Annotated in this window: 21 protein-coding genes and 2 tRNA genes; 11 read left to right on the forward strand and 12 right to left on the reverse strand. The window is 69.7% G+C overall.

Going from position 1 to position 19676, the window contains the following annotated elements:
• Window positions 1–4 precede the first annotated feature (4 nt).
• The 4 genes from ACEXQC_RS13820 to orn form a co-directional block, all read right to left on the reverse strand.
• Window positions 5–1291 carry a D-alanyl-D-alanine carboxypeptidase family protein gene (locus ACEXQC_RS13820; protein ID WP_374823328.1) on the reverse strand — a complete coding sequence of 429 codons (1287 nt, stop codon included), beginning with the start codon at window positions 1289–1291 and terminating at the stop codon, window positions 5–7.
• Between the two features lie 71 nt (window positions 1292–1362).
• Complete coding sequence (locus tag ACEXQC_RS13825) at window positions 1363–1713, reverse strand: metallopeptidase family protein (protein ID WP_374823331.1); 351 nt, start codon at window positions 1711–1713, stop codon at window positions 1363–1365.
• A gap of 100 nt (window positions 1714–1813) precedes the next feature.
• Window positions 1814–1889: transfer RNA gene (locus ACEXQC_RS13830), tRNA-His, on the reverse strand.
• 48 nt (window positions 1890–1937) lie between these two features.
• The gene (gene orn / locus ACEXQC_RS13835; RefSeq protein ID WP_374823334.1) at window positions 1938–2558 is read right to left on the reverse strand and encodes an oligoribonuclease; all 621 of its coding nucleotides are present in this window, start codon (window positions 2556–2558) and stop codon (window positions 1938–1940) included.
• Window positions 2559–2628: 70 nt separating this feature from the next.
• On the opposite strand from orn, the gene ACEXQC_RS13840 reads away from it, so the two are divergent.
• Entirely contained in the window at window positions 2629–2850 is a 222-nt protein-coding gene (locus ACEXQC_RS13840) for an SCO4848 family membrane protein (protein WP_374823337.1), read from the forward strand.
• Window positions 2851–2856: 6 nt separating this feature from the next.
• Here ACEXQC_RS13840 and ACEXQC_RS13845 read toward each other — a convergent pair.
• The 3 genes from ACEXQC_RS13845 to ACEXQC_RS13855 all read right to left on the reverse strand — a co-directional run bounded on the left by ACEXQC_RS13845 (window position 2857) and on the right by ACEXQC_RS13855 (window position 4161).
• Window positions 2857–2929: transfer RNA gene (locus tag ACEXQC_RS13845), tRNA-Arg, on the reverse strand.
• A gap of 25 nt (window positions 2930–2954) precedes the next feature.
• Window positions 2955–3884 (reverse strand): hypothetical protein, encoded by a 930-nt coding sequence (locus ACEXQC_RS13850; RefSeq protein WP_374823341.1) that lies wholly within the window; start codon window positions 3882–3884, stop codon window positions 2955–2957.
• A gap of 52 nt (window positions 3885–3936) precedes the next feature.
• On the reverse strand, window positions 3937–4161 hold the full coding sequence (locus ACEXQC_RS13855; protein WP_374823344.1) for a hypothetical protein: 225 nt from the start codon (window positions 4159–4161) through the stop codon (window positions 3937–3939).
• Window positions 4162–4245: 84 nt separating this feature from the next.
• Between ACEXQC_RS13855 and msrA the strand changes: the two genes are divergently transcribed.
• From msrA to ACEXQC_RS13880, 5 genes are all read left to right on the forward strand, one after another.
• On the forward strand, window positions 4246–4773 hold the full coding sequence (msrA, locus tag ACEXQC_RS13860; RefSeq protein WP_374823347.1) for a peptide-methionine (S)-S-oxide reductase MsrA: 528 nt from the start codon (window positions 4246–4248) through the stop codon (window positions 4771–4773).
• A gap of 138 nt (window positions 4774–4911) precedes the next feature.
• A complete protein-coding gene (locus ACEXQC_RS13865; protein WP_374823350.1) occupies window positions 4912–5406 on the forward strand; it encodes a single-stranded DNA-binding protein in 495 nt (164 codons plus the stop codon).
• 117 nt (window positions 5407–5523) lie between these two features.
• Complete coding sequence (locus ACEXQC_RS13870) at window positions 5524–6084, forward strand: DUF6993 domain-containing protein (protein WP_374823353.1); 561 nt, start codon at window positions 5524–5526, stop codon at window positions 6082–6084.
• A gap of 2 nt (window positions 6085–6086) precedes the next feature.
• Window positions 6087–7769, forward strand: coding sequence for an energy-dependent translational throttle protein EttA (ettA, locus tag ACEXQC_RS13875; RefSeq protein WP_374823356.1), 1683 nt, complete (start codon window positions 6087–6089; stop codon window positions 7767–7769).
• An 18-nt stretch (window positions 7770–7787) separates the two neighbouring features.
• Window positions 7788–8276 (forward strand): acyl-CoA thioesterase, encoded by a 489-nt coding sequence (locus ACEXQC_RS13880; protein WP_374823359.1) that lies wholly within the window; start codon window positions 7788–7790, stop codon window positions 8274–8276.
• Window positions 8277–8315: 39 nt separating this feature from the next.
• Here ACEXQC_RS13880 and ACEXQC_RS13885 read toward each other — a convergent pair whose 3' ends face one another.
• A complete protein-coding gene (locus ACEXQC_RS13885; RefSeq protein WP_374823362.1) occupies window positions 8316–9191 on the reverse strand; it encodes an acyl-CoA thioesterase in 876 nt (291 codons plus the stop codon).
• Window positions 9192–9253: 62 nt separating this feature from the next.
• On the opposite strand from ACEXQC_RS13885, the gene ACEXQC_RS13890 reads away from it, so the two are divergent.
• On the forward strand, window positions 9254–9922 hold the full coding sequence (locus ACEXQC_RS13890) for a DUF8185 domain-containing protein (RefSeq protein ID WP_374823365.1): 669 nt from the start codon (window positions 9254–9256) through the stop codon (window positions 9920–9922).
• A gap of 10 nt (window positions 9923–9932) precedes the next feature.
• Here ACEXQC_RS13890 and ACEXQC_RS13895 read toward each other — a convergent pair whose 3' ends face one another.
• The 4 genes from ACEXQC_RS13895 to pepN form a co-directional block, all read right to left on the reverse strand.
• On the reverse strand, window positions 9933–11618 hold the full coding sequence (locus tag ACEXQC_RS13895) for an FAD-binding dehydrogenase (protein WP_374823368.1): 1686 nt from the start codon (window positions 11616–11618) through the stop codon (window positions 9933–9935).
• A 32-nt stretch (window positions 11619–11650) separates the two neighbouring features.
• Window positions 11651–12058 carry a globin gene (locus tag ACEXQC_RS13900; RefSeq protein ID WP_374823371.1) on the reverse strand — a complete coding sequence of 136 codons (408 nt, stop codon included), beginning with the start codon at window positions 12056–12058 and terminating at the stop codon, window positions 11651–11653.
• Window positions 12059–12068: 10 nt separating this feature from the next.
• Window positions 12069–13064 (reverse strand): mechanosensitive ion channel family protein, encoded by a 996-nt coding sequence (locus tag ACEXQC_RS13905; RefSeq protein WP_374823374.1) that lies wholly within the window; start codon window positions 13062–13064, stop codon window positions 12069–12071.
• A 186-nt stretch (window positions 13065–13250) separates the two neighbouring features.
• A complete protein-coding gene (pepN, locus tag ACEXQC_RS13910; protein WP_374823377.1) occupies window positions 13251–15803 on the reverse strand; it encodes an aminopeptidase N in 2553 nt (850 codons plus the stop codon).
• 72 nt (window positions 15804–15875) lie between these two features.
• Here pepN and ACEXQC_RS13915 point away from each other — a divergent pair, with 72 nt between their 5' ends.
• From ACEXQC_RS13915 to ACEXQC_RS13930, 4 genes are read left to right on the forward strand one after another with little or no spacing between them, the layout of a single operon-like run.
• Window positions 15876–16487, forward strand: coding sequence for a mycothiol-dependent nitroreductase Rv2466c family protein (locus ACEXQC_RS13915; RefSeq protein WP_374823380.1), 612 nt, complete (start codon window positions 15876–15878; stop codon window positions 16485–16487).
• A gap of 13 nt (window positions 16488–16500) precedes the next feature.
• Window positions 16501–16989: a ribose-5-phosphate isomerase gene (locus ACEXQC_RS13920; RefSeq protein WP_374823383.1), complete on the forward strand. Its 489-nt coding sequence runs from the start codon at window positions 16501–16503 to the stop codon at window positions 16987–16989.
• 17 nt (window positions 16990–17006) lie between these two features.
• Window positions 17007–18059, forward strand: a complete 1053-nt coding sequence (locus ACEXQC_RS13925) for an Fpg/Nei family DNA glycosylase (RefSeq protein ID WP_374823386.1) — start codon at window positions 17007–17009, stop codon at window positions 18057–18059.
• A 1-nt stretch (window position 18060) separates the two neighbouring features.
• Entirely contained in the window at window positions 18061–19599 is a 1539-nt protein-coding gene (locus ACEXQC_RS13930) for an amidohydrolase (RefSeq protein ID WP_374823389.1), read from the forward strand.
• The last annotated feature ends 77 nt before the right edge of the window (window positions 19600–19676 follow it).

Here is a 19676-nt window from a genome sequence, read left to right on the forward strand (position 1 = left end):
GCGGTCAGTCGGTGCGCGAGTCGATGAACGCGGTGATCACGGGCACCGGATTCCCGAGCCGCCACATCGGCCCTGGATCGCCGATCCGCTTATCCAGTTCGAGCAGCACCGTCACGTCGCCATCCGGAGTGGACACCGTGACGCTCCCCACCTCGCGCCCGGCCGATCCGGTCTGCAGCTCGTCCGCCTCCACCCGGTACTCGAGCGGCGAGGTCACCCACAGCATGCGCGTCTCGGTGGAGCGGGCCACTCCCTGCGCGGTGTCGCCCCACGGCGTGGTGTAGGTCACGAAGGCCTGCCCCGCCGTGATCACCGGGGTCTGGCGAATGGTGCTGGCCGCACTGCTCGCGAGCGTCTCGAGGTCGGTGTCGACCGTCTCCCAGTCGGGCTCGCGCAGCAGGGCGCCGTAGAGGGTGACGGATCGGGTCTCCTCCGCCGCGGCCGTTCCGGCGGGCACGTCCGATCCCACCGCCACCTCGAGGGCGAAGAGGAAGCAGATGCCGGCCTGGTCGGTGTAGCTGCGCGAGAGGCCGAGGTAGCCGAGCTCGGCCTGGTACCCGGAGAGGTTCTCCACGCTCCGCCCGCCCGTGAGCTTCGCACCGTCGCTCGGCATGATCTCGGCGATCGCGGGCTCGGCGAAGGCGAGGGCGCTGATGCGCGCGAGATCGGACGCCGTGCCGATGTCCCCCTCGTCGAGACCGGTCGCATCCACGAGCTCGACGCTCGTGAGACCGTGCTCGTCGAGCCAGGCCGAGGCGGCCTCGAGGTAGCCTTCGATCGACCCGAAGGCCCAGCGCGCGAGGGCGTCGGCGTGGTTGTTGCTCGAGCCCAGCAGGGTGGCCTGCAGCATCTCCTTCTGGGTCCAGTTCTCGCCCGCGATGAACGGAACGGCCCTGGCGCTCTCCCCGATGTAGCGCACGAAGCCGTCGTAGTCCTCCCGCGAGATCGTGACGGTGGCGCCCGCCGAACCGGCCTCCATGGGCTTCGCATCGAGCACCACGAGCGCGGTGATGACCTTGGCCGAGCCACCGATCGGCACGGCTTCGGCGAGCCCAGCGGTGGCGAGGAGCTGGTCGGATCCCTCGGCCACGAGCGCGCTCGCACCGGTCTGCGGCAGGGTGGGGGCACCCGTGACGCCCGCCTCGGCCGGCGTCTCGACGACCGTGGCGGTGGCGGAGGGGAGCGGGCCCACGAGGGTCGCCGGTCCGTAGAGTCCGATGCCGAGGATCACGAACACGCCGATCACGATCACGACCGCGCGGATCGCCTTGCTCCCAGCTGAACCTGCCATGGGTCAAGGCTACGGGTGGGTGCGTACCGATCGCGGCATCGACCCGGCGGGGGAGCGGCCGGCTGGTGGTGCTAGCCCCAGCCGAGCTCGTGCAGCTTCTCGTCGTCGATGCCGTAGTAGTGGGCGATCTCGTGCACGAGGGTGACGTGCACCTGGTCGCGCAGCTCGTCGAGGCTCTCGACCATGGCGAGCAGCGGCTCGCGGTAGAGGGTGATGCGGTCGGGCATCTCGCCGAAACCGTACTGGCCGCGCTCGGTGAGCGCGACGCCGTCGTAGAGGCCGAGCAGGTCGAGCGTGCCGTCTGCGGGGCGGTCCTCCACCACGATCACCACGTTGTCGAGACCATCGACCATCTCGTCGGGCAGTTCATCGAGCTCGTCGCCGACCAGCTGCTCGAACGCCTCGGCGCCCATCTCGACCATCCGCGACCCTGCCGTTCTGCCTCGTGATGCTCAGCGCCACCCGGCCTGGACGACCGGCGGAGACGACGATGGCCCGGCTGAACCGGGCCATCGTCTTCCTTGGGGTGAATAACGGGACTCGAACCCGCGACATCCGGCACCACAAGCCAGCGCTCTACCAACTGAGCTATATCCACCATGGCTGCCTCGTGATCGTGATCACAGGGCAACGAGAGAACATTCTATTACAAACGAGCGGCGAATTCCTCCACCACACCCGTGGAGATGACTTTGAGCTCGGCCGAGGTGGGCCCGGGCTCCGAGATGAAGACCGCTTTGCGGTAGTACTCGAGCTCGCGGATCGACTCCAGGATGTCGGCCAGCGCACGGTGGCCGCCCGCCTTCTCGGGCGCGTTGAAGTACACGCGCGGGAACCAGCGGCGGGAGAGCTCCTTGATGGAGGAGACGTCGATGCTGCGGTAGTGCAGGTGGCCGTCGACCCTGGGCATGAACTTGGCGAGGAAGGCGCGGTCGGTGCCGATGGTGTTGCCCGCCAGGGGAGCCTGCTGCGCGGTGGGCACGTGCTGGAGGATGTACTCGAGCACCTGGTACTCCGCGTCGGCGAGCGTGACGCCGTGGGGGATCTCCTCGGAGAGACCGCTCGAGGCGTGCATGTTCGTGACGAACTCGTTCATGTGGGCGAGCGCCGAGTCGTCTGGCTTGATGACGATGCTGAAACCGGGGTCGACGAGGTTCAGATCGAAGTCGGTGACCACGACGGCCACCTCGACCAGTTCGTCGACCTCGAGGTCGAGCCCGGTCATCTCGCAGTCGATCCAGACGAGGCGGTCGGAGGAAGAACTCATGCGTCGAGTCTAGGGCGAGCCCCCGACCACGGCTCGGGCCGGGTGACGCCGAGCTCCTAGAATCGAGGGGATGACTACCACTCTCGCGGTCCTGCTCCTCGTCAACGCCGTCTGGAACGCCGTCGTGTGGCCGCAGTTCTATCGTCGCGTCAGCCGCGACGCGCGCGCTCGCGATGCGAACGGCAAGGCGACCGCGTTCCTCAAGGTGCACGCGGTGCTCATCGGGATCTCGCTGCTGATCGCACTCGCTTCGCTGATCGCCGCCATCGCGGCTCTCGCCGGCGCCTGGTAGCGGAGGTGCCCCTGGCTGGATTCGAACCAGCGACAAACGGATTAGAAGGCCGGTGCTCTATCCACTGAGCTACAGGGGCGACCTCGAAAGCGTACTACCCCGTGCTAGTCGCTGGAGCCCTTGCGGGGAGGGAAGGCGTGCACGGGCGGCGGGACCTCGCCGGGTGCGCGCGCCTCGCCGGGGTCGGTGGTGGGCTCGGGATCGCGGAGCAGCGAGCTGGTGGCCGCGGAGCCGTTGGCTGCGGAGCTGGTGGCCGCGGAGCCGGCGGACGCCGTGCCGCCGCCTCGGCTGCCGGTGCCTGCGGCGACCTGCTGCACGGTGGGGCGCGGCTCGTGCGTGGGCGGCAGGGGAGCGGCCGGCGCGATGACCGTGGAGGCGGTGGGGAGGCGAGGGCGCTCGTACACGGAGGTGCCGGATGCGGATGCGGACGCGGGCGCAGATGCGGGAGCGGACGACGTGGCCGGCTCGGAGTGCTGGTTGTGGTGCTGCTGCGCCACCCAGGCATCCTGCTGGGCGAGCAGTTCGCGCTCGCTCGACTCGTCTTCGGCGGCCCAGCGCTCGAGGTCGGCCTGGAACACGCGCTTGGCGCGGCCCGGCTTCTGCTGCCACTCGACGAGGCGGTCGCGGAACTCGAAGACGGCGGGCTCCACCTGGTAGCCGAAGGTGGCGGAGTTGCGCTTCATCTCGGCGAGAGCGTGAGCGGCCCAGTTGGCCGCCACGTCGGCGCCCTTGATGGGCAGGAGCCGCACCTGGATGTCGGCCTGACCGGTGGCGCGATCCGCGAGGATCTGCTCCTGCGGGGTCAGCGAGTTCCACACCGAGGCCTGCTCGGCCGCGTCGATGAGGGCCGCGATGGCCGAGATCTTCAGCTCGCGGTCGTGCTTGGCGAGCAGCCGCTTGACCGAGCCGCTCGCGATCCAGGCGGCGAGCAGGCCCGCCACGATGATCGCCAGCACGGGCACGACGATGTTCGACACGATCGCCTCGCCCTCGGCGGAGGACAGCCACTCTACGAAGTCATTCCACCATTCCATGGCCGCACCCTAACCCCGGCCGGAGCTCACGCCGGGGAGTGTGCCCGGTGTGTCAGCGCAGGCACTCGATCGCCTCGGCGACCTCGCTGAAGTCGCCCACCTCCACGACCCGGGTGGAGGCGACGAGCCGTTTCGCGCGGTAGCGCCTCGAGGCCTCCTGGTCGATCTCCTCCACGTAGCCGAGGACCACGCCGGACGGCGCCGTGACCCTCCAGTAGCCGTCGCGGATGCGGCGGAGGGCCGGACGTGCGGTGCTGCTGCTGACGATCGTGGACATGACTCGACGCTACGACCGACCACCGACACCGGAGCCGCCCGCATCGGAGCCGCCCGTGCGCTCCGACGACGTACCATTGGCGGCATGGAAACTTTCGTACTCGCAGGCGGCTGCTTCTGGTGCCTCGACGCCGTCTACCGCACCCTCGAGGGCGTTCAGGACGTCGTCTCCGGCTACACGGGCGGCACGGTGGAGAACCCCACCTACGAGCAGGTCTGCACCGGCACCACGGGCCAGGCCGAGGCCGTGGCCGTGACCTTCGATCCCGCCGTCATCCCCGCCGAGATCATCCTCGACGTCTTCTTCACGCTGCACGACCCGCGCCAGCTCAACCGCCAGGGCAACGACGTCGGCACCCAGTACCGCTCGGCGATGTTCTACGACGGTGAGGAGCAGAAGGCGCTCTTCGAAGCCGCCCTCGAGCGCGCCGGCGAGCTGTGGGACGGCGGGGTCGTCACCACCCTCGAGCCGCTCGGCACCTACTACCGGGCCGAGGAGTACCACCAGGACTTCTTCGCCAAGAACCCCGGCCAGGGCTACTGCATGGCCGTGGCCGTGCCCAAGGTCACGAAGGTGCGCAAGGCCTACGCGAAGTACATCAAGGCGGCCTGACACCTCTTCTGCACACTCCCGAACGGCCGGATCCCTCTCCACAGAAGCGGATGCCGGCCGTTCGTCGTCCGGGCATCCGGCGCAGTCTGGGTTCGCCGCGACGATCCTGTCGCCGCATCCGACACCAAGGAGTGCACCATGCCCGATCTCTTGACCCTCACCGGCGTCGTCGCCACGGCGCCCAGGCACCTCACCACCAACGCGGGGCTCGACATCACGAGCTTCCGATTGGCTTCGAGCCAGCGCCGCTACGACAAGGATCAGGGGAAGTGGATCGATGGTGACACGAACTGGTACACCGTCAACACGTTCCGGCAGCAGGCCCTCAACATCGTGGCCTCGATCGAGCGCGGGCAGCACGTGGTGGTCACGGGGCGGCTCCGCATCCGGCTGTGGGAGAGCGGCGAGAAGTCGGGCACGTCGGTCGAGATCGATGCGGATGCGGTGGGGCACGACCTCAGCTGGGGCACCTCGGTCTACACACGCTCGCTCAACTCTCCCTCGGGGGCACCGCTCGGCCAGTCGGCCGCGAGGCAGAGCGAAGAGTTCCCCTCGTCATTCGACGCAGGCCTGAGCTCCGGCCCCCTCGGAGAGGAGGCGGAGGTGGAGGCCGATGCGCTGCTGCCGTTCTGACGGCTCCCATGCCCGGCAGGGGAGTCTCCCAGGCGAGAGCGCAGCACACGCCCTAAACTCAGGGAGGTTTCAGGGGGCACCGCACGGGGGTCCGTGATCGAGAGGACGCTGCGAAGTATGCAGACACCCACATCCAGGCTCACCCGCACGGGCGCAGCGCTTCGCGGCGGAGCACAGAGCGGATCGGCATCGAGGCGTTCGATGCGCTGGGCCTCGGCGGTGGTGGCGCCGGTCGCCCTGCTGGTGCTGCTCACGGGGTGCGTGCCCGGCGACGAGCCGGCCCCGGCCCCCACCACCGCGCCTCCCGTGTCGGCCACGCCCACGGCGCCGTCGACTCCCGACCCGAGCCTCACGCTGCTGCCCGAGGGCTCGGCGGTCGACAACAAGCCGTTCTTCGACTCCGTCAACCAGACACTCATCGCCTCCAACCCCGCGGCGGGCGGCGTCGACTTCACGAGCAACCTGCGCACGAACGGCTTCGACATCGCGGCCATGCAGGTCACTCCCGACATCACGACGGTGGGGGTGGCGGCCGACGCCGTGCAGTTCTCCGTGCGGTGGTCGGACAGCAACTGCCTCATCGGCCAGTACGGCCAGGGCATCTACACGAGCACGGTCGTTCCCGCGCTCGGCACCGGGGCGTGCCTCGTGGGGCAGACCCGGCCAATAGACTGGTAGGCATGGCCGAATACATTTACTCGATGGTGCGCGCCCGCAAAGCGGTGGGCGACAAGGTGATCCTCGACGACGTCACGATGGCGTTCATCCCGGGAGCCAAGATCGGTGTCGTGGGGCCGAACGGCGCCGGTAAGTCCACCATCCTCAAGATCATGGCGGGTCTCGACACCCCCTCCAACGGCGAGGCCAAGCTCACGCCCGGCTTCACCGTGGGCATCCTCATGCAGGAGCCCGAGCTCGACGAGACGAAGACCGTGCTCGAGAACGTGCAGGAGGGTGTGGGCCCGATCAAGGGCAAGCTCGACCGCTTCAACGAGATCAGCGCCCTCATGGCCGAGCCCGACGCCGACTTCGATGCGCTGCTCGAGGAGATGGGCACCCTGCAGGAGGCCATCGACGCCGCCGACGCGTGGGACCTCGACTCGCAGCTCGAGCAGGCCATGGATGCGCTCCGCACGCCTCCGGGAGACGCCGAGGTCGCCAACCTCTCCGGTGGTGAGAAGCGCCGCGTCGCACTCTGCAAGCTGCTGCTGCAGAAGCCCGACCTGCTGCTGCTCGACGAGCCCACCAACCACCTCGACGCCGAGAGCGTGCTCTGGCTCGAGCAGCACCTGGCCCAGTACCACGGCGCCGTTCTCGCCGTCACGCACGACAGGTACTTCCTCGACCACGTGGCCGAGTGGATCGCCGAGGTCGACCGCGGTCGCCTCTACCCCTACGAGGGCAACTACTCCACCTACCTCGAGAAGAAGCGCGAGCGCCTCGCGGTGCAGGGCAAGAAGGATGCGAAGCTCTCGAAGCGACTCGCCGAGGAGCTCGACTGGGTGCGCAGCAACGCCAAGGGCCGCCAGGCCAAGTCGAAGGCTCGTCTCGCCCGCTACGAGGAGATGGTCACCGAGGCCGAGCGCACCAAGAAGCTCGACTTCGAGGAGATCCAGATCCCCGTGGGTCCGCGCCTCGGCAGCCAGGTCATCGACGCCAAAAAGCTCCGCAAGGGCTTCGGCGAGCGCGTGCTGATCGACAACCTCACCTTCACGCTGCCGCGCAACGGCATCGTGGGCGTCATCGGCCCGAACGGTGTGGGCAAGTCCACCCTGTTCAAGACGATCGTGGGCCTCGAGCCGCTCGACGGCGGTGACCTCAAGATCGGTGAGACCGTCGACATCTCCTACGTCGACCAGTCGCGCGGGGGCATCGACCCCAACAAGACCCTGTTCGAGGTCGTCTCCGACGGCTTCGACTACATCCAGGTGGGCAAGACCGAGATCCCGTCGCGCGCCTACGTGGGCACCTTCGGCTTCAAAGGCCCCGACCAGCAGAAGAAGGCCGGCGTGCTCTCGGGTGGAGAGCGCAACCGCCTCAACCTCGCGCTCACCCTCAAGCAGGGCGGCAACCTCCTGCTGCTCGACGAGCCCACCAACGACCTCGACGTCGAGACCCTCGGCAGCCTCGAGAACGCACTGCTGGAGTACCCGGGCTGCGCCGTGGTCATCACCCACGACCGGTGGTTCCTCGACCGCATCGCCACGCACATCCTCGCCTACGAGGGCACCGAGGAGGACCCGGCCAACTGGTACTGGTTCGAGGGCAACTTCGAGTCGTACGAGCAGAACAAGATCGAGCGCCTCGGGCCCGACGCCGCGAAGCCGAGCCGGGCGGCCTACCGCAAGCTCACGCGCGACTAGTCGCGAGGGGCTCGCTCCATGAGACTGCACGTGCCGATCCAGCTGCGCTGGTCGGACCTCGACGCCTACGGGCACGTCAACAACGCCTCGATGCTCAAGATCCTCGAGGAGGCGCGCGTGTTCGCGTTCTGGGTCGACGGCGACGTCGCCGATCCGTCGCAGGCAGAGTGGACCACGGCGGTCATCGATGCGAGCCCCACGACCGACACCAGGAGCGTGATCTCCCGGCAGGAGATCGAGTACGTGCGCTCGATGCCCTACATCCGCCAGCCGATCGACGTCGAGCTGTGGATCGGGTACCTGGGAGGTGCGAGCCTCGACGTCTACTACGAGATCAAGAGCCCGCTCACGGGCGAGCCGCAGCCGCAGATCACCTTCGTGAAGGCCTCGACCACCCTCGTGCTCGTCGACGCCGAGACCGACCGGCCCCGGCGCATCCTGCCGCACGAGCGAGCGGCCTGGGAGCCGTACCTCGAGGAGCCGCTGACGTTCCGCCGCCGCACCTGAGGCGAACCGCCGGAGGCCGGCCCAGCGCCCGCGCCAGACCTACTCGGGCAGGTCGCCGACGCGGATCATGCCCTCCTGCGCCACCGAGGCGATGAGCCGACCCTCGCGGTCGAAGATGCTGCCCCGGGAGAGCCCACGGCCGCCGCTCGCACTCGGCGAGTCCTGCACGTAGAGCAGCCACTCGTCGGCCCGCGCGAAGCGGTGCCACCACATGGCGTGGTCGAGGCTCGCCATCTTGAAGTTCGGCCGGCCCCATGCCACGCCGTGCCGGCGCATGACGGGTTCGAGGATGCTGTAGTCGCTCGCGTAGGCGAGGGCGGCGCGGTGCACGTTCGGGTCGTCGGGCAGCCGGCCGAGGGCCTTGATCCACACGGCCTGCTTCGCCGTGCGCTCGCCGTCGACCGACACGTAGATCGACGAGGGGATGTGCCGCATGTCGAACGCGCGCTCCCTGGCCCACACCTTGGCGACCGGATGCGGGATGCTCGACAGGGTCTCCACCGCGCTCGGCAGGTCTTCCGGAGCGGCCAGATCGGTCGGCATCTCCACCTGGTGCTCGAGCCCCTCGTCCTCGTTCTGGAAGGACATGATGACCGAGAGGATCGGCACGCCGTTCTGGAAGGCCTGGGTGCGCCTGGTCGAGAACGAGCGGCCGTCGTGGATGCGGTCGACCCCGAAGGTGATGCCCTCTGAGGCGTCGCCTGGGCGCAGGAAGTAGCCGTGCAGGGAGTGCACCGCGCGATCGGCGTCGACCGTGCGGGTGGCGGCGATGAGCGACTGGGCGAGCACCTGACCGCCGAACACCCGGCCGTTGGGCATGGGCTGCGAGGGGCCGGTGAAGATGTCCTCATCGGTGCGGGCGCCCGTGTCGACGAGGTCGAGTGTGGCCAGGAAGCCTGCGAGGGGGTCGGACATGGATCCTCCGGAGTGGTTCGGTGTGGCGGCGGGCTCGCTGTGAAGTAGTTTAGACAGCACAGATGGTCCAGTCCTTCCGCCTCCTCGACGCCGCTTCGCTCGGCGATCTCAAGGTGTACCTGGGGCGGGCCGCCCGCGTGGAGAACGGCTCCGTACGTCTCATCGGCGGTCTCGGCGTGCTCGCGGCCTACACACCCACCCTCACGCCGAAGGGGCTGCTCGATCGCACGCCCACGGTGCTCGGCCTCCGCACCTTCGCGCTCGTGCCGGAGGAGAGCTTCGACGTGGTGGTGCCGATCCGCGCGCTGCTCGACCGTCTCGCGCAGCTCTCGCTGCAGGCCAACTCCAACGAGGGCCCGCTCGAGGTGCCGTTGCCCCCCGCCGAGACCGGTGTCGCGTGGGCGGGCATCAGCCCTCCTCGTGGTGGCTGGCAGGGCGCGGGCAGTCTGCCGGGGGAGATCCTCGAGCACACCGCCCACCAGGGCATCGGCGAGGTCGCCGAGACGGTCGGCTCCGAGACCGGTGAGCAGCTCGTGCACAAGGTGCGCTCCGAGGTCTGGGGTCGCGACCTCGACACCCCGTCGGCCGTCGAGGTCGTGCTCCCCGCCGGCGCGGCCTTCTCCGCTGTGAGCCTGGGGTTCGTGAAGCCCGACGACACCGTGCTGGTCTACGCCTCCGGCCCCTGGGTGCGCCTCACCACGCGCCGCGGGCACGTGCTCGTGCGCCGCTAGCGGCAGGCGGTCAGACCTCGGCCGCCGCGGCACGCCCCGCCACGCGCCCCGAGAACAGGCACCCACCGAGGAACGTGCCCTCCAGCGCCCGGTACCCGTGCACGCCGCCCCCGCCGAAGCCGCTGGCCTCGCCCGCCGCATAGAGCCCGGGCACCGGCCGTCCCTCGTCATCGAGCGCACGCCCCGACAGATCCGTCTGCACCCCGCCGAGCGACTTGCGCGTGAGCACGTGCAGCTTGACGGCGATGAGCGGACCGGCCTTCGGGTCGAGCAGACGGTGCGGCTTGGCCACCCGGATGAGCTTGTCGCCGAGGTACTTGCGGGCTCCCCGCAGCGCGGTGATCTGGGAATCCTTCGAGAAGGCGTTGGCGAGCTCCCGGTCTCGGGCGAACACCTCGCGCGTCACCTGGGCGGCGTCGAGCACGGGCGTCTCCTCGAGCGCGCGCATGCCGCGCACGAGCTCGGGCAGCGAGTCGGCCACCACGAAGTCGGCCCCCTTCTCCTTGAACGCCTCGACCGGGCCGGGCGCGCCGGGGCGGATCCGCTGGGCGAGCAGTCGCAGGTCGCGCCCCGTGAGGTCGGGGTTCTGCTCGCTGCCGGAGAGGGCGAACTCCTTCTCGATGATCGCCTGGGTCAGCACGAACCAGCTGTGGTCGTGACCGGTCGACAGGATGTGCTCGAGCGTGCCGAGCGTGTCGAAGCCGGGGAAGAGCGGCACCGGCAGGCGGTGGCCCGTGGCATCGAGCCAGAGCGAGGAGGGGCCGGGGAGGATGCGGATGCCGTGCCGCGCCCAGACCGGCGAGTGGTTGGCGATGCCCTCGGTGTAGTGCCACATGCGATCCGTGTTCACCAACCGGGCGCCCGCCCGCTGCGTGATGGCGAGCATGCGGCCGTCGACGTGGGCGGGCACTCCGCTGAGCATCGATGCCGGGGGAGTGCCGAGCCGTTCCGGCCAGAGCGAGCGCACGAGGTCGTGGTCGCCGCCGATGCCGCCAGACGACACCACCACGGCGCCGGCTTCGAGCGAGAACTCGCCCACCTCATCCCGGCCGCTCGCCTCGCCCCTGGCGGCGCGACTCGGTGCGAGCACGGCCCCTCGGGCACCCACAACCCGCCCCGCCGAGACGAGCAGCTCATCCACGCGGTGCCGGTGCAGGATGCGCGCCCGTCCGGCCCGCACGCCCGCCGCGAAGCGGGCGATGAACGGCTCGAGCACACCGGGGCCCGTGCCCCACGTGATGTGGAAGCGGGGCACCGAGTTGCCGTGCCCCATGGCCACGCCGCCGCCGCGCTCCGCCCACCCCACCACGGGGAAGAAGCGCACGCCGAGCGCGCGCAGCCACGCGCGCTTCTCCCCGGCGGCGAACTCGAGGTAGGAGTCGGCCCAGCGGCGGCCCCAGTCGTCCTCCGGGCGGTCGAAGCCGGCGCTGCCGAACCAGTCCTGGCGGGCGAGCTCGATCGAGTCCTTCACGCGCATGCGGCGCTGCTCGGGGCTGTCGATGAGGAAGAGGCCGCCGAACGACCACCACGCCTGCCCGCCGAGCGAGGCGGCGGGCTCCTGCTCGAGCACCGTCACGTGCTTGCCGGCGTCGAGCACCTCGCACGCGGCCACGAGGCCGGAGAGGCCGGCTCCCACCACGAGCACATCCGTCTCAGGCACATCGGTCCGGGTCACATCGCCCTGGCGCTCATCCATCCGCAACTCCTTCGTCGCATCCGATCACGAAGCTACTCGTCGAACGTGTTCACCATGGCATGCGCCGCGCGCTCGAGATAGTCCCACAGCAGGTCGTGGTCGGCGGGAGCGAGGCCGAGCGAGTCGACAGCCACCCGCATGTGCGTGAGCCAGCGGTCGCGGGCGTCGGGGTTCACCTTGAACGGGTTGTGCCGCATGCGCAGCCGAGGATGGCCGCGCTGCTCGCTGTAGGTGCCCGGCCCGCCCCAGTACTGCTCGAGGAAGGCCGTGAGCCGCCAGACGGCGCCGTCCCAATCATCCGAGGGGTACATCGGCGCCAGCACCGGGTCCTCCCGGATGCCCTCGTAGAACCTCTCGACGAGCTTCACGAACGTCTCGTGGCCGCCCACCTGCTCGTAGAACGGGTTGCGGTCGGGCACCTTGGGGGTGAGCTCGATCATGCGAGCACCTCTACCTCTCGCTGTTCGGGGCGTTCGGCGAGCGCGGCGGGTTCGTGGCGACGGGGCGGGTGCGCGGGGGCCGTGCGCCCTTCACGCTGCCTGCTCCGTCGAAGCCTGAGAGCACGACCGTGTTGAGCGAGGGCAGCGAGACCTCGAGCTCGTCGAGGGAGCGCTTGAGGCGCATGCGGAGCTCGCGGGCCACGTCGTCCTTGGCCGAGGTGCGGGTCTTCATCACGAGACGGATGACGAGCGCCTCCGCCGAGATCGACTCCAGGCCCCAGATCTCCGGGCGCTCCACGATGCGTGAGCGCCACTTGGGCTCGGCGGCCATGGCCACTGCTGTGTCGAGCATCTTCTCCTGCACCTCGTCGAGGTCGGAGTCGTAGGGGATGGCGAGGTCGATGATCACGCGCGACCAGCCCTGCGACATGTTGCCCACCCGCAGGATCTCGCCGTTGCGCACGAACCAGAGGGTGCCGTTCACGTCGCGCACCTGGGTGATGCGGATGCCCACGCCCTCCACCACACCGGTCGCCGGGCCGAGGTCTACCACGTCGCCCACACCGAGCTGGTCCTCGAACACCATGAACAGGCCGTTGAGCACGTCCTTCACGATGTTCTGGGCGCCGAAGCCGAGGCCGGCACCGAGGGCGGCCGTCAGCAGGGCGAGCGATCCGATGATGTTCGGATCGATCGTCGTGACCACGAGGATGATGCTCACGATCACCACGGTCACGTTGATGATGTTCGTCATGACGGTGCCGATCGTGCGCGTGCGCTGCACGATGCGCACCGCGGCGAGCGGCGAGGCCACGAGGGCCTGCGTATCGGTGACGTTCTGCTTCTTCTTGACGCCCGAGACCACCTGATCGACGAGGCGGCGCACGGCGTACAGCAGGGCGAAGCGCGCGATCACCGCCACGATGATGATGACGAGGATCCCGATCGGCTTCTGGTAGTCGTTCAGGAACGACCCGAAGTTGGTCCAAAAATCATTCCAGCTCATAGGTGTCTGACCTTACGGGAACCACCTCTGAGAGACCCCGGAATGGGAACCAACGCAACAGGCCCTACTCGATGACCCAAGGTGGGAGTTCGGCCGCGAAGCGACCGGGCTCCCACATGTCGCGCTGCGCCGCAGGGGCGGCGGCGCAGCCTGTGGAGGCCGCGCGAAGCACGGCCCCCACAGCAGCTAACGCGCGTCGCGCTTCTGGGCTGCCAGGGCTCGGTCTACCCCGGCCAGGTTCTCGATGATGAGGCGGCGGAGGGCCGGGGGCTCCGGGTTGGCGTCGAGCCAGGATGCCGTCGCGTCGCGGAGGGACTGGTTGGCGAGCGCGCTCGGGTAGAGGCCGTTGATCACCGAGGCGGCGATCGCGTAGCTGCGGTTCTCCCAGAGCGACTGCAGCGAGGCGAAGTAGCGCTCCACGAGGGGCTCGAACAGGGCGGGGTCGCTGCCGCGCTGGAAGCCGAGCCCTGTGGCGCGCACGATCGCGTTCGGTGCGGTGTCCGTCTCCACCAGGGAGGCGAACGCAGCGGCCTTGCCCTCGGGGGTCGCGATGGCCGCACGGGCGTGCGCGGCCGACTGCTGGCCCGAGGCGGTGCTGTCGGCCTCGAGGGTCGAAGCGATCTCCGCCTCGCCCGCCTTGCCGCCCGCCACGAGCGAGATGAGCAGCTCCCAGGTGAGGTCGGTGTCGATGTCGAGGCCCTCGAGCACGACGGTGCCGTGCAGCAGGTGCGCCACGTTCTCGAGCTGCTCCTCGGTGCCCGCGAGGGCGGCGAAGAACTTCACGAACTGGAACTGCGCGTCGCTGCCGGGAACCGCCTCGAGGGCGAGCTTCCACAGCGCGTCCGCGGCCGTCCGCACGGTCTCGTCGCGCGCCTCGGGGGCCACGTACGCGGTGGCCGCGAGCACGAGCTGGCCGAGCACCGTGCGGATGGTCGTCGACTCGGTCTCGGTGGCGATGTTGCCCAGCACGAGCCGCACGAAGTCGCGAGCGGGCGTCTCGGCGTCGCGCGTCGCATCCCACGCCGATCCCCACACCAGCGAGCGGGCCAGCGGGCTCTCGATGTCGGCGAGCCGCTCGATCGCCACGTCGAGCGAGAACGCGTCGAGGCGGATCTTGGCGTACGCGAGGTCGTCGTCGTTGAGCAGCACGAGCGCCGGGCGCCGGCGACCCACCAGCTGCGGCACCGACGTCGAGGTGCCGTCGACGTCGAGCTCCACGCGGTACGAGCGCACGAGCGAATCGCCCTCGAGGTCGTAGAACCCGATGGCGAGGCGGTGCGGGCGGATGGTGGGGTAGTCGAGCGTCGCCTCCTGCAGCACCTCGAACGAGGTGATCACGTCGTTCTCGTCGTACCCGATCGACGGCCGCAGCGTGTTGACGCCCGCGGTCTCGAGCCACAGCTGCGACCACTCGGTGAGGTCGCGACCGCTCGTCTTCTCGAGCTCGGTGAGCAGATCGACGAGCTCGGTGTTGGCGAACTGGTGCTTGTTCACGTAGGCGGCGACACCCTTCATGAACTCCTCCTGGCCCACCCAGGCCACGAGCTGCTTGAGCACGGATGCGCCCTTCGCATAGGTGATGCCGTCGAAGTTCACCTGCACGTCTTCGAGGTCGTTGATCTCTGCCACGATGGGGTGCGTCGACGGCAGCTGGTCCTGGCGGTAGGCCCAGCTCTTCTCCATGGCGGCGAAGGTGGTCCAGGCCTCCTTCCACTCCGTGGCCTCTGCGGCGGCGAGGGTCGACATGTACTCGGCGAACGACTCGTTGAGCCACAGGTCGTTCCACCAGCGCATCGTCACGAGGTCGCCGAACCACATGTGCGCGAGCTCGTGCAGGATCGTGATGACCCGGCGCTCGCGCACGGCCTCGGTGACCTTCGAGCGGAACACGTAGGTCTCGGTGAACGTCACCGCTCCCGCGTTCTCCATCGCACCCGCGTTGAACTCGGGCACGAACAGCTGGTCGTACTTCTCGAAGGGGTAGGGGAAGTCGTAGTGCTTCTCGTAGAACTCGAAGCCCTCGCGGGTCTTCTCGAAGATGTAGTCGGCATCCATGTACTGCGAGAGGGATGCGCGGCTGAAGACGCCGAGCGGGATCTCGCGGCCGTCGGCGCTCGTGAGCGAGGAGCGCTCCACCACGTACGGGCCCGCCACGAGAGCGGTGATGTACGAGGAGATGCGCGGGGTGGGTGCGAAGCTCCACGTGGCGGTCGAGTCGGGGCCGGCCACGGGCTCGGGGGTGGTGGAGTTCGACACCACCTGCCAGTAGTCGGGAGCCGTGACGGTGAAGGCGAAGGTGGCCTTGAGGTCGGGCTGCTCGAACACCGCGAACATGCGGCGCGAATCCGGCACCTCGAACTGGCTGTAGAGGTAGACCTCGTCGTCGACGGGGTCGACGAAGCGGTGCAGCCCCTCGCCGGTGTTGGTGTAGATCATGTCGGCGTCGACCACGAGCACGTTCGAGGCCTCGAGGGCGGGCAGCTGGATGCGCACACCGTCGCTCACCTCGGCCGGGTCGAGCGACTCGCCGTTCAGCGTGACGGCGTGCACCGTGCGGGTGATGGCGTCGACGAAGGTGGCCTTGCCCACCGCCTCGGGCTTCGCGGTGAACGCGATGGTGGTGGTGCTGCGGAACGTCTCGGGACCTGTCGTGAGGTCGAGGACGACGTCGTAGCTCGAGACGTCGACGAGGTCGGCGCGCTCGCGGGCTTCTGCGCGGGTGAGGTTTTCTCCAGGCACGGGATGCTCTCCTTTTCGATTGCCCGATCAGCCTAGGACGTGAGCGTCGGCGGCGGGTGGCAGGATGGCGATATGACTGCTGAGAAGACCACCGTCGATTTCTGGTTCGATCCCTCCTGCCCGTGGGCCTGGATGACCTCCCGCTGGGTCGACGAGGTCGCGCAGCACCGCGATCTCGACGTGACCTGGCACATCATGTCGCTCGCCGTCCTGAACGAGGACAACGACGACCTGCCCGCGCAGTACCGCGACTTCTTCCCGCGCGCGCTCCGCTACACGCGCCTCGTGGCCGCCGCCAAGGAGCTGCACGGCCAGGAGGTCGTCAAGCCGCTCTACGACGCGCTCGGCACCCGCATCCACCCCGGTGGGAGCCTCGACCCCGACGAGGTCATCCCGGCGGCGCTCGCCGAGGTGGGGCTGCCCGCCGACCTGGCCGACCGGTCGCTCTCCGAGGAGTTCGACGACGCGATGCGCGCCTCCCACTTCGATGGCATCGGCCGCGTGGGCCAAGACGTCGGCACCCCCGTGATCGCCGTCAACGGCACGGCCTTCTTCGGCCCCGTCATCAGCCCGGCGCCCACCGGCGAGATCGCCCTCACCCTGTGGGACGGCATCGTGGCGGCCGCCTCCTACGACGGCTTCTTCGAGCTCAAGCGCTCCCGCACGCGCGAGCCCCAGTTCTAAATAGGCTGGAGCAATGCGCATTCACATCGGCACCGATCACGCCGGGCTCGAGTTCAGTCGGCAGATCAACGAGCACCTCACCGCCCAGGGGCACGAGGTCGTCGACCACGGGCCCGAGAGCTACGACCCCATCGACGACTACCCCTCGTTCTGCATCAACGCGGCTCACGCGGTGGTGCTCGATCAGCAGGCCGGTGTCGAGGCGCTCGGCGTGGTCTTCGGCGGCTCGGGCAACGGCGAGCAGATCGCGGCCAACAAGGTGCAGGGTGTGCGCGCGGCGCTCGCCTGGAACGAGGCGACCGCCAAGCTCGCCCGCGGGCACAATGACGCCAACGTGGTCTCGATCGGTGCCCGTCAGCACACGCTCGAGGAGGCCATCGCGTTGATCGACTGGTTCATCGCCGAGCCGTTCTCGCTCGAGGAGCGCCACGTGCGCCGCATCGCCCAGCTCGCCGAGTACGAGACCACGGGCACCATCGCCGACCGCGTCGTCGACGCCTAGTCGGCGGCGCCCGTTCCATGCCCGAGGGTCATTCCGTCCATCGCATCGCGCGGCAGTTCGCGCGCAACTTCGTGGGTCACCGCATCAGTGCGAGCTCGCCGCAGGGCCGCTTCGCCGAGGGGGCGTCCCTGCTCGACGGCCTCACCATGACCGCGTCGCGCGCGGTCGGCAAGCAGATGTTCCTCGAGTTCGACGGCGGGCTCTGGCTGCGGGTGCACCTCGGCATCTACGGTGCGTGGGACTTCGCGGGCGAGATCTCGACCGACGAGACCATCCGCTCGGCCGGCGGCCGCATGGGGCAGACGAATCAGCGCGGCACGATCGCCCCCGAGACGGTCATCGGGGCCCAGACCGAAGGCAGCATCGCCGACCTCGAGGCCGTGGGTGAGCGATCGGCTCCGGACGACGCCGACGGCGAGGACTCCGTGCGCTCCATCGGCGCCCCGCGGCTCGCCAGGGTGCGCATGGCCGAGCAGGAGAAGGTGGGCGACGAGATCGGCACCTTCCCGCCCGAGCCCGTCGGCGCCGTGCGTGTGCGGCTGCTCACCGAGACCGCCGTGGCCGACCTGCGCGGGCCGACGGCGTGCGAGGTGCTCGATGCCGCCCAGGTCGACGCCGTCATCGCCAAGCTGGGCCCCGATCCGCTGCTCGACGACAGCGCAGAGGCCGAGCAGCGCTTCGTCGACGTCGTGGGCAGGAAGCCGACGCCCATCGGGCTCCTGCTCATGGACCAGTCGGTGGTGAGCGGCATCGGCAACGTCTACCGCGCCGAGATGCTCTTCCGTGCCCGCCTCAACCCGCACACGCCGGGCAAGCTCGTGCCCACCGAGACGGCGCGCGCGCTCTGGCGCGACTGGGCCTATCTGCTCGACCTCGGTGTGCGCACCGGTCAGATGCTCACCATGGACGGTCTCTCGGCGGCGGACCAGGCGAAGGCCATGGCCAAGCGCGAGGACAGGCACTGGGTCTACAAGCGCGAAGGCCTGCCGTGCCGGGTCTGCGGCACGCACATCGTGCTCGAGGAGTTCGGGGCGCGCAAGCTCTACTGGTGCCCGAAGGACCAGGCCTGAGGTGAGCTCATCGCAGCTGCTCCTCGGTGCGCGACTGCCGGGGCACGGCGAGGTGGTCGACGTGCGGATCGACGGTGGCGTCGTGGCCGCGATCGCGCCCTCGGGCGGTCTCGCGCCTGCCTCGGGCGATCATCCGGAGCCCTTGCTGCTCGACGGGCGGTGGCTGCTGCCCGGGCTCTGGGACAACCACGTGCACTTCAGTCAGTGGGCCGCTGTGGCTCGGCGACTCGACGTCTCCTCGGCGCGCTCGGCCGCCGAGGCCGTCGCGCTCGTCGGCGCCGCCATCGCCGGTGCTGCGGCCACTTCGGCCGAGAGCGGCGAGGGGCTGCTGGTGGGCATCGGGTTCCGCGATGCGCTCTGGAGTGACCTGCCCACCGCCACCGCACTCGACTCCGTCTCGCGCGGGCGCCCCGTGGTGCTCATCAGCGCCGACCTGCACTGCTGCTGGCTCAATACGGCGGCGCTCACCGCGTTCGGCCTGGCCGGGCACGCGGAGGGCGGGCAGGCGGATGGCGGGCACGCGGGAGGTGGACACACGGATGGCGTGCTCCGCGAGGACGAGGCGTTCGCTGTGCACCGCGCGCTCGACGACGTGCCCACCGCCACAGTCGACTCGTGGGCGCTCGACGCGGCCCACGCGGCGGCGGCCAGGGGAGTGGTGGGGATCGTCGACCTCGAGATGGCGTGGAACCACGAGGTCTGGAGCCGTCGTGCTGCGGCTGGCCACGACCTGCTGCGGGTCGAGTTCGGCGTCTATCCGCAGCACCTCGACCGCGCCATCGAGGAGGGGCTCCGCACGGGCACCCGGGTCACCGACCTGGTGTCGGTGGGCCCGTTCAAGGTCATCACCGACGGCTCGCTCAACACCCGCACCGCCTTCTGCTTCGACGAGTACCCCGGCCTCGAGGGCCGACCCGAGTCGAGGGGCGTGCTCAACGTGGCTCCCGGCGCGCTGCGGGAGCTGCTCGAGCGGGCGTCGCGGTCGGGCTTCTCGTCGGCCGTGCACGCCATCGGCGACCACGCCAACCGGCTCGCCCTCGACGCCTTCGAGGCGGTCGGCTGCTCCGGCTCGATCGAGCACGCGCAGCTGCTGGCCGAGGAGGAGTTCGCGCGATTCGCGGCTCTCGGCATCACGGCGAGCATGCAGCCCGAGCACGCGCTCGACGACCGCGATGTGGCCGACCGCTTCTGGGCCGGTCGCACGGGGAGGGCGTTCGCGCTCGCAGCGCTCCTCGACGCGGGGGCTGAGCTGTCCCTGGGCTCGGACGCCCCGGTCGCACCCCTCGACCCGTGGGTCACCCTCGCTGCGGCGGTGGGGCGGGAGCGCGACGGGCGTGAGGCCTGGCACCCCGAGCAGCGCATCCCGGTGGCCGCGGCCCTCGCCGCATCGAGTCGGGGCCGTGCACGTGTGGCGGTCGGCGACGTGGCCGACCTCGTGGCCGTCGACCGCGATCCGCTCTCCGCCTCGCCCGACGAGCTCCGCGGCATGCCCGTCGCGCTCACGCTGCTGGCCGGTCGCACCACGCACAGCACCCTCTGAACCCGCCGGCGCCGACCCCAGAAATGCCGAACGGCGGGCGCACCGTGAGGTGCACCCGCCGTTCGCGAGGGGAAGAG

The sequence above is a fragment of the Herbiconiux liukaitaii genome, assembly GCF_041927495.1.
Taxonomy (GTDB): domain Bacteria; phylum Actinomycetota; class Actinomycetes; order Actinomycetales; family Microbacteriaceae; genus Herbiconiux; species Herbiconiux liukaitaii.

What these genes read in the sequence shown, in the direction of transcription:
- ACEXQC_RS13820 (WP_374823328.1), bottom strand. Translation starts at nt 1,291, where the DNA reads ATGGCAGGTTCAGCTGGGAGCAAGGCGATCCGCGCGGTCGTGATCGTG.
- ACEXQC_RS13825 (WP_374823331.1), bottom strand. Translation starts at nt 1,713, where the DNA reads ATGGTCGAGATGGGCGCCGAGGCGTTCGAGCAGCTGGTCGGCGACGAG.
- orn (WP_374823334.1), bottom strand. Translation starts at nt 2,558, where the DNA reads ATGAGTTCTTCCTCCGACCGCCTCGTCTGGATCGACTGCGAGATGACC.
- ACEXQC_RS13840 (WP_374823337.1), top strand. Translation starts at nt 2,629, where the DNA reads ATGACTACCACTCTCGCGGTCCTGCTCCTCGTCAACGCCGTCTGGAAC.
- ACEXQC_RS13850 (WP_374823341.1), bottom strand. Translation starts at nt 3,884, where the DNA reads ATGGAATGGTGGAATGACTTCGTAGAGTGGCTGTCCTCCGCCGAGGGC.
- ACEXQC_RS13855 (WP_374823344.1), bottom strand. Translation starts at nt 4,161, where the DNA reads ATGTCCACGATCGTCAGCAGCAGCACCGCACGTCCGGCCCTCCGCCGC.
- msrA (WP_374823347.1), top strand. Translation starts at nt 4,246, where the DNA reads ATGGAAACTTTCGTACTCGCAGGCGGCTGCTTCTGGTGCCTCGACGCC.
- ACEXQC_RS13865 (WP_374823350.1), top strand. Translation starts at nt 4,912, where the DNA reads ATGCCCGATCTCTTGACCCTCACCGGCGTCGTCGCCACGGCGCCCAGG.
- ACEXQC_RS13870 (WP_374823353.1), top strand. Translation starts at nt 5,524, where the DNA reads ATGCAGACACCCACATCCAGGCTCACCCGCACGGGCGCAGCGCTTCGC.
- ettA (WP_374823356.1), top strand. Translation starts at nt 6,087, where the DNA reads ATGGCCGAATACATTTACTCGATGGTGCGCGCCCGCAAAGCGGTGGGC.
- ACEXQC_RS13880 (WP_374823359.1), top strand. Translation starts at nt 7,788, where the DNA reads ATGAGACTGCACGTGCCGATCCAGCTGCGCTGGTCGGACCTCGACGCC.
- ACEXQC_RS13885 (WP_374823362.1), bottom strand. Translation starts at nt 9,191, where the DNA reads ATGTCCGACCCCCTCGCAGGCTTCCTGGCCACACTCGACCTCGTCGAC.
- ACEXQC_RS13890 (WP_374823365.1), top strand. Translation starts at nt 9,254, where the DNA reads ATGGTCCAGTCCTTCCGCCTCCTCGACGCCGCTTCGCTCGGCGATCTC.
- ACEXQC_RS13895 (WP_374823368.1), bottom strand. Translation starts at nt 11,618, where the DNA reads ATGGATGAGCGCCAGGGCGATGTGACCCGGACCGATGTGCCTGAGACG.
- ACEXQC_RS13900 (WP_374823371.1), bottom strand. Translation starts at nt 12,058, where the DNA reads ATGATCGAGCTCACCCCCAAGGTGCCCGACCGCAACCCGTTCTACGAG.
- ACEXQC_RS13905 (WP_374823374.1), bottom strand. Translation starts at nt 13,064, where the DNA reads ATGAGCTGGAATGATTTTTGGACCAACTTCGGGTCGTTCCTGAACGAC.
- ACEXQC_RS13915 (WP_374823380.1), top strand. Translation starts at nt 15,876, where the DNA reads ATGACTGCTGAGAAGACCACCGTCGATTTCTGGTTCGATCCCTCCTGC.
- ACEXQC_RS13920 (WP_374823383.1), top strand. Translation starts at nt 16,501, where the DNA reads ATGCGCATTCACATCGGCACCGATCACGCCGGGCTCGAGTTCAGTCGG.
- ACEXQC_RS13925 (WP_374823386.1), top strand. Translation starts at nt 17,007, where the DNA reads ATGCCCGAGGGTCATTCCGTCCATCGCATCGCGCGGCAGTTCGCGCGC.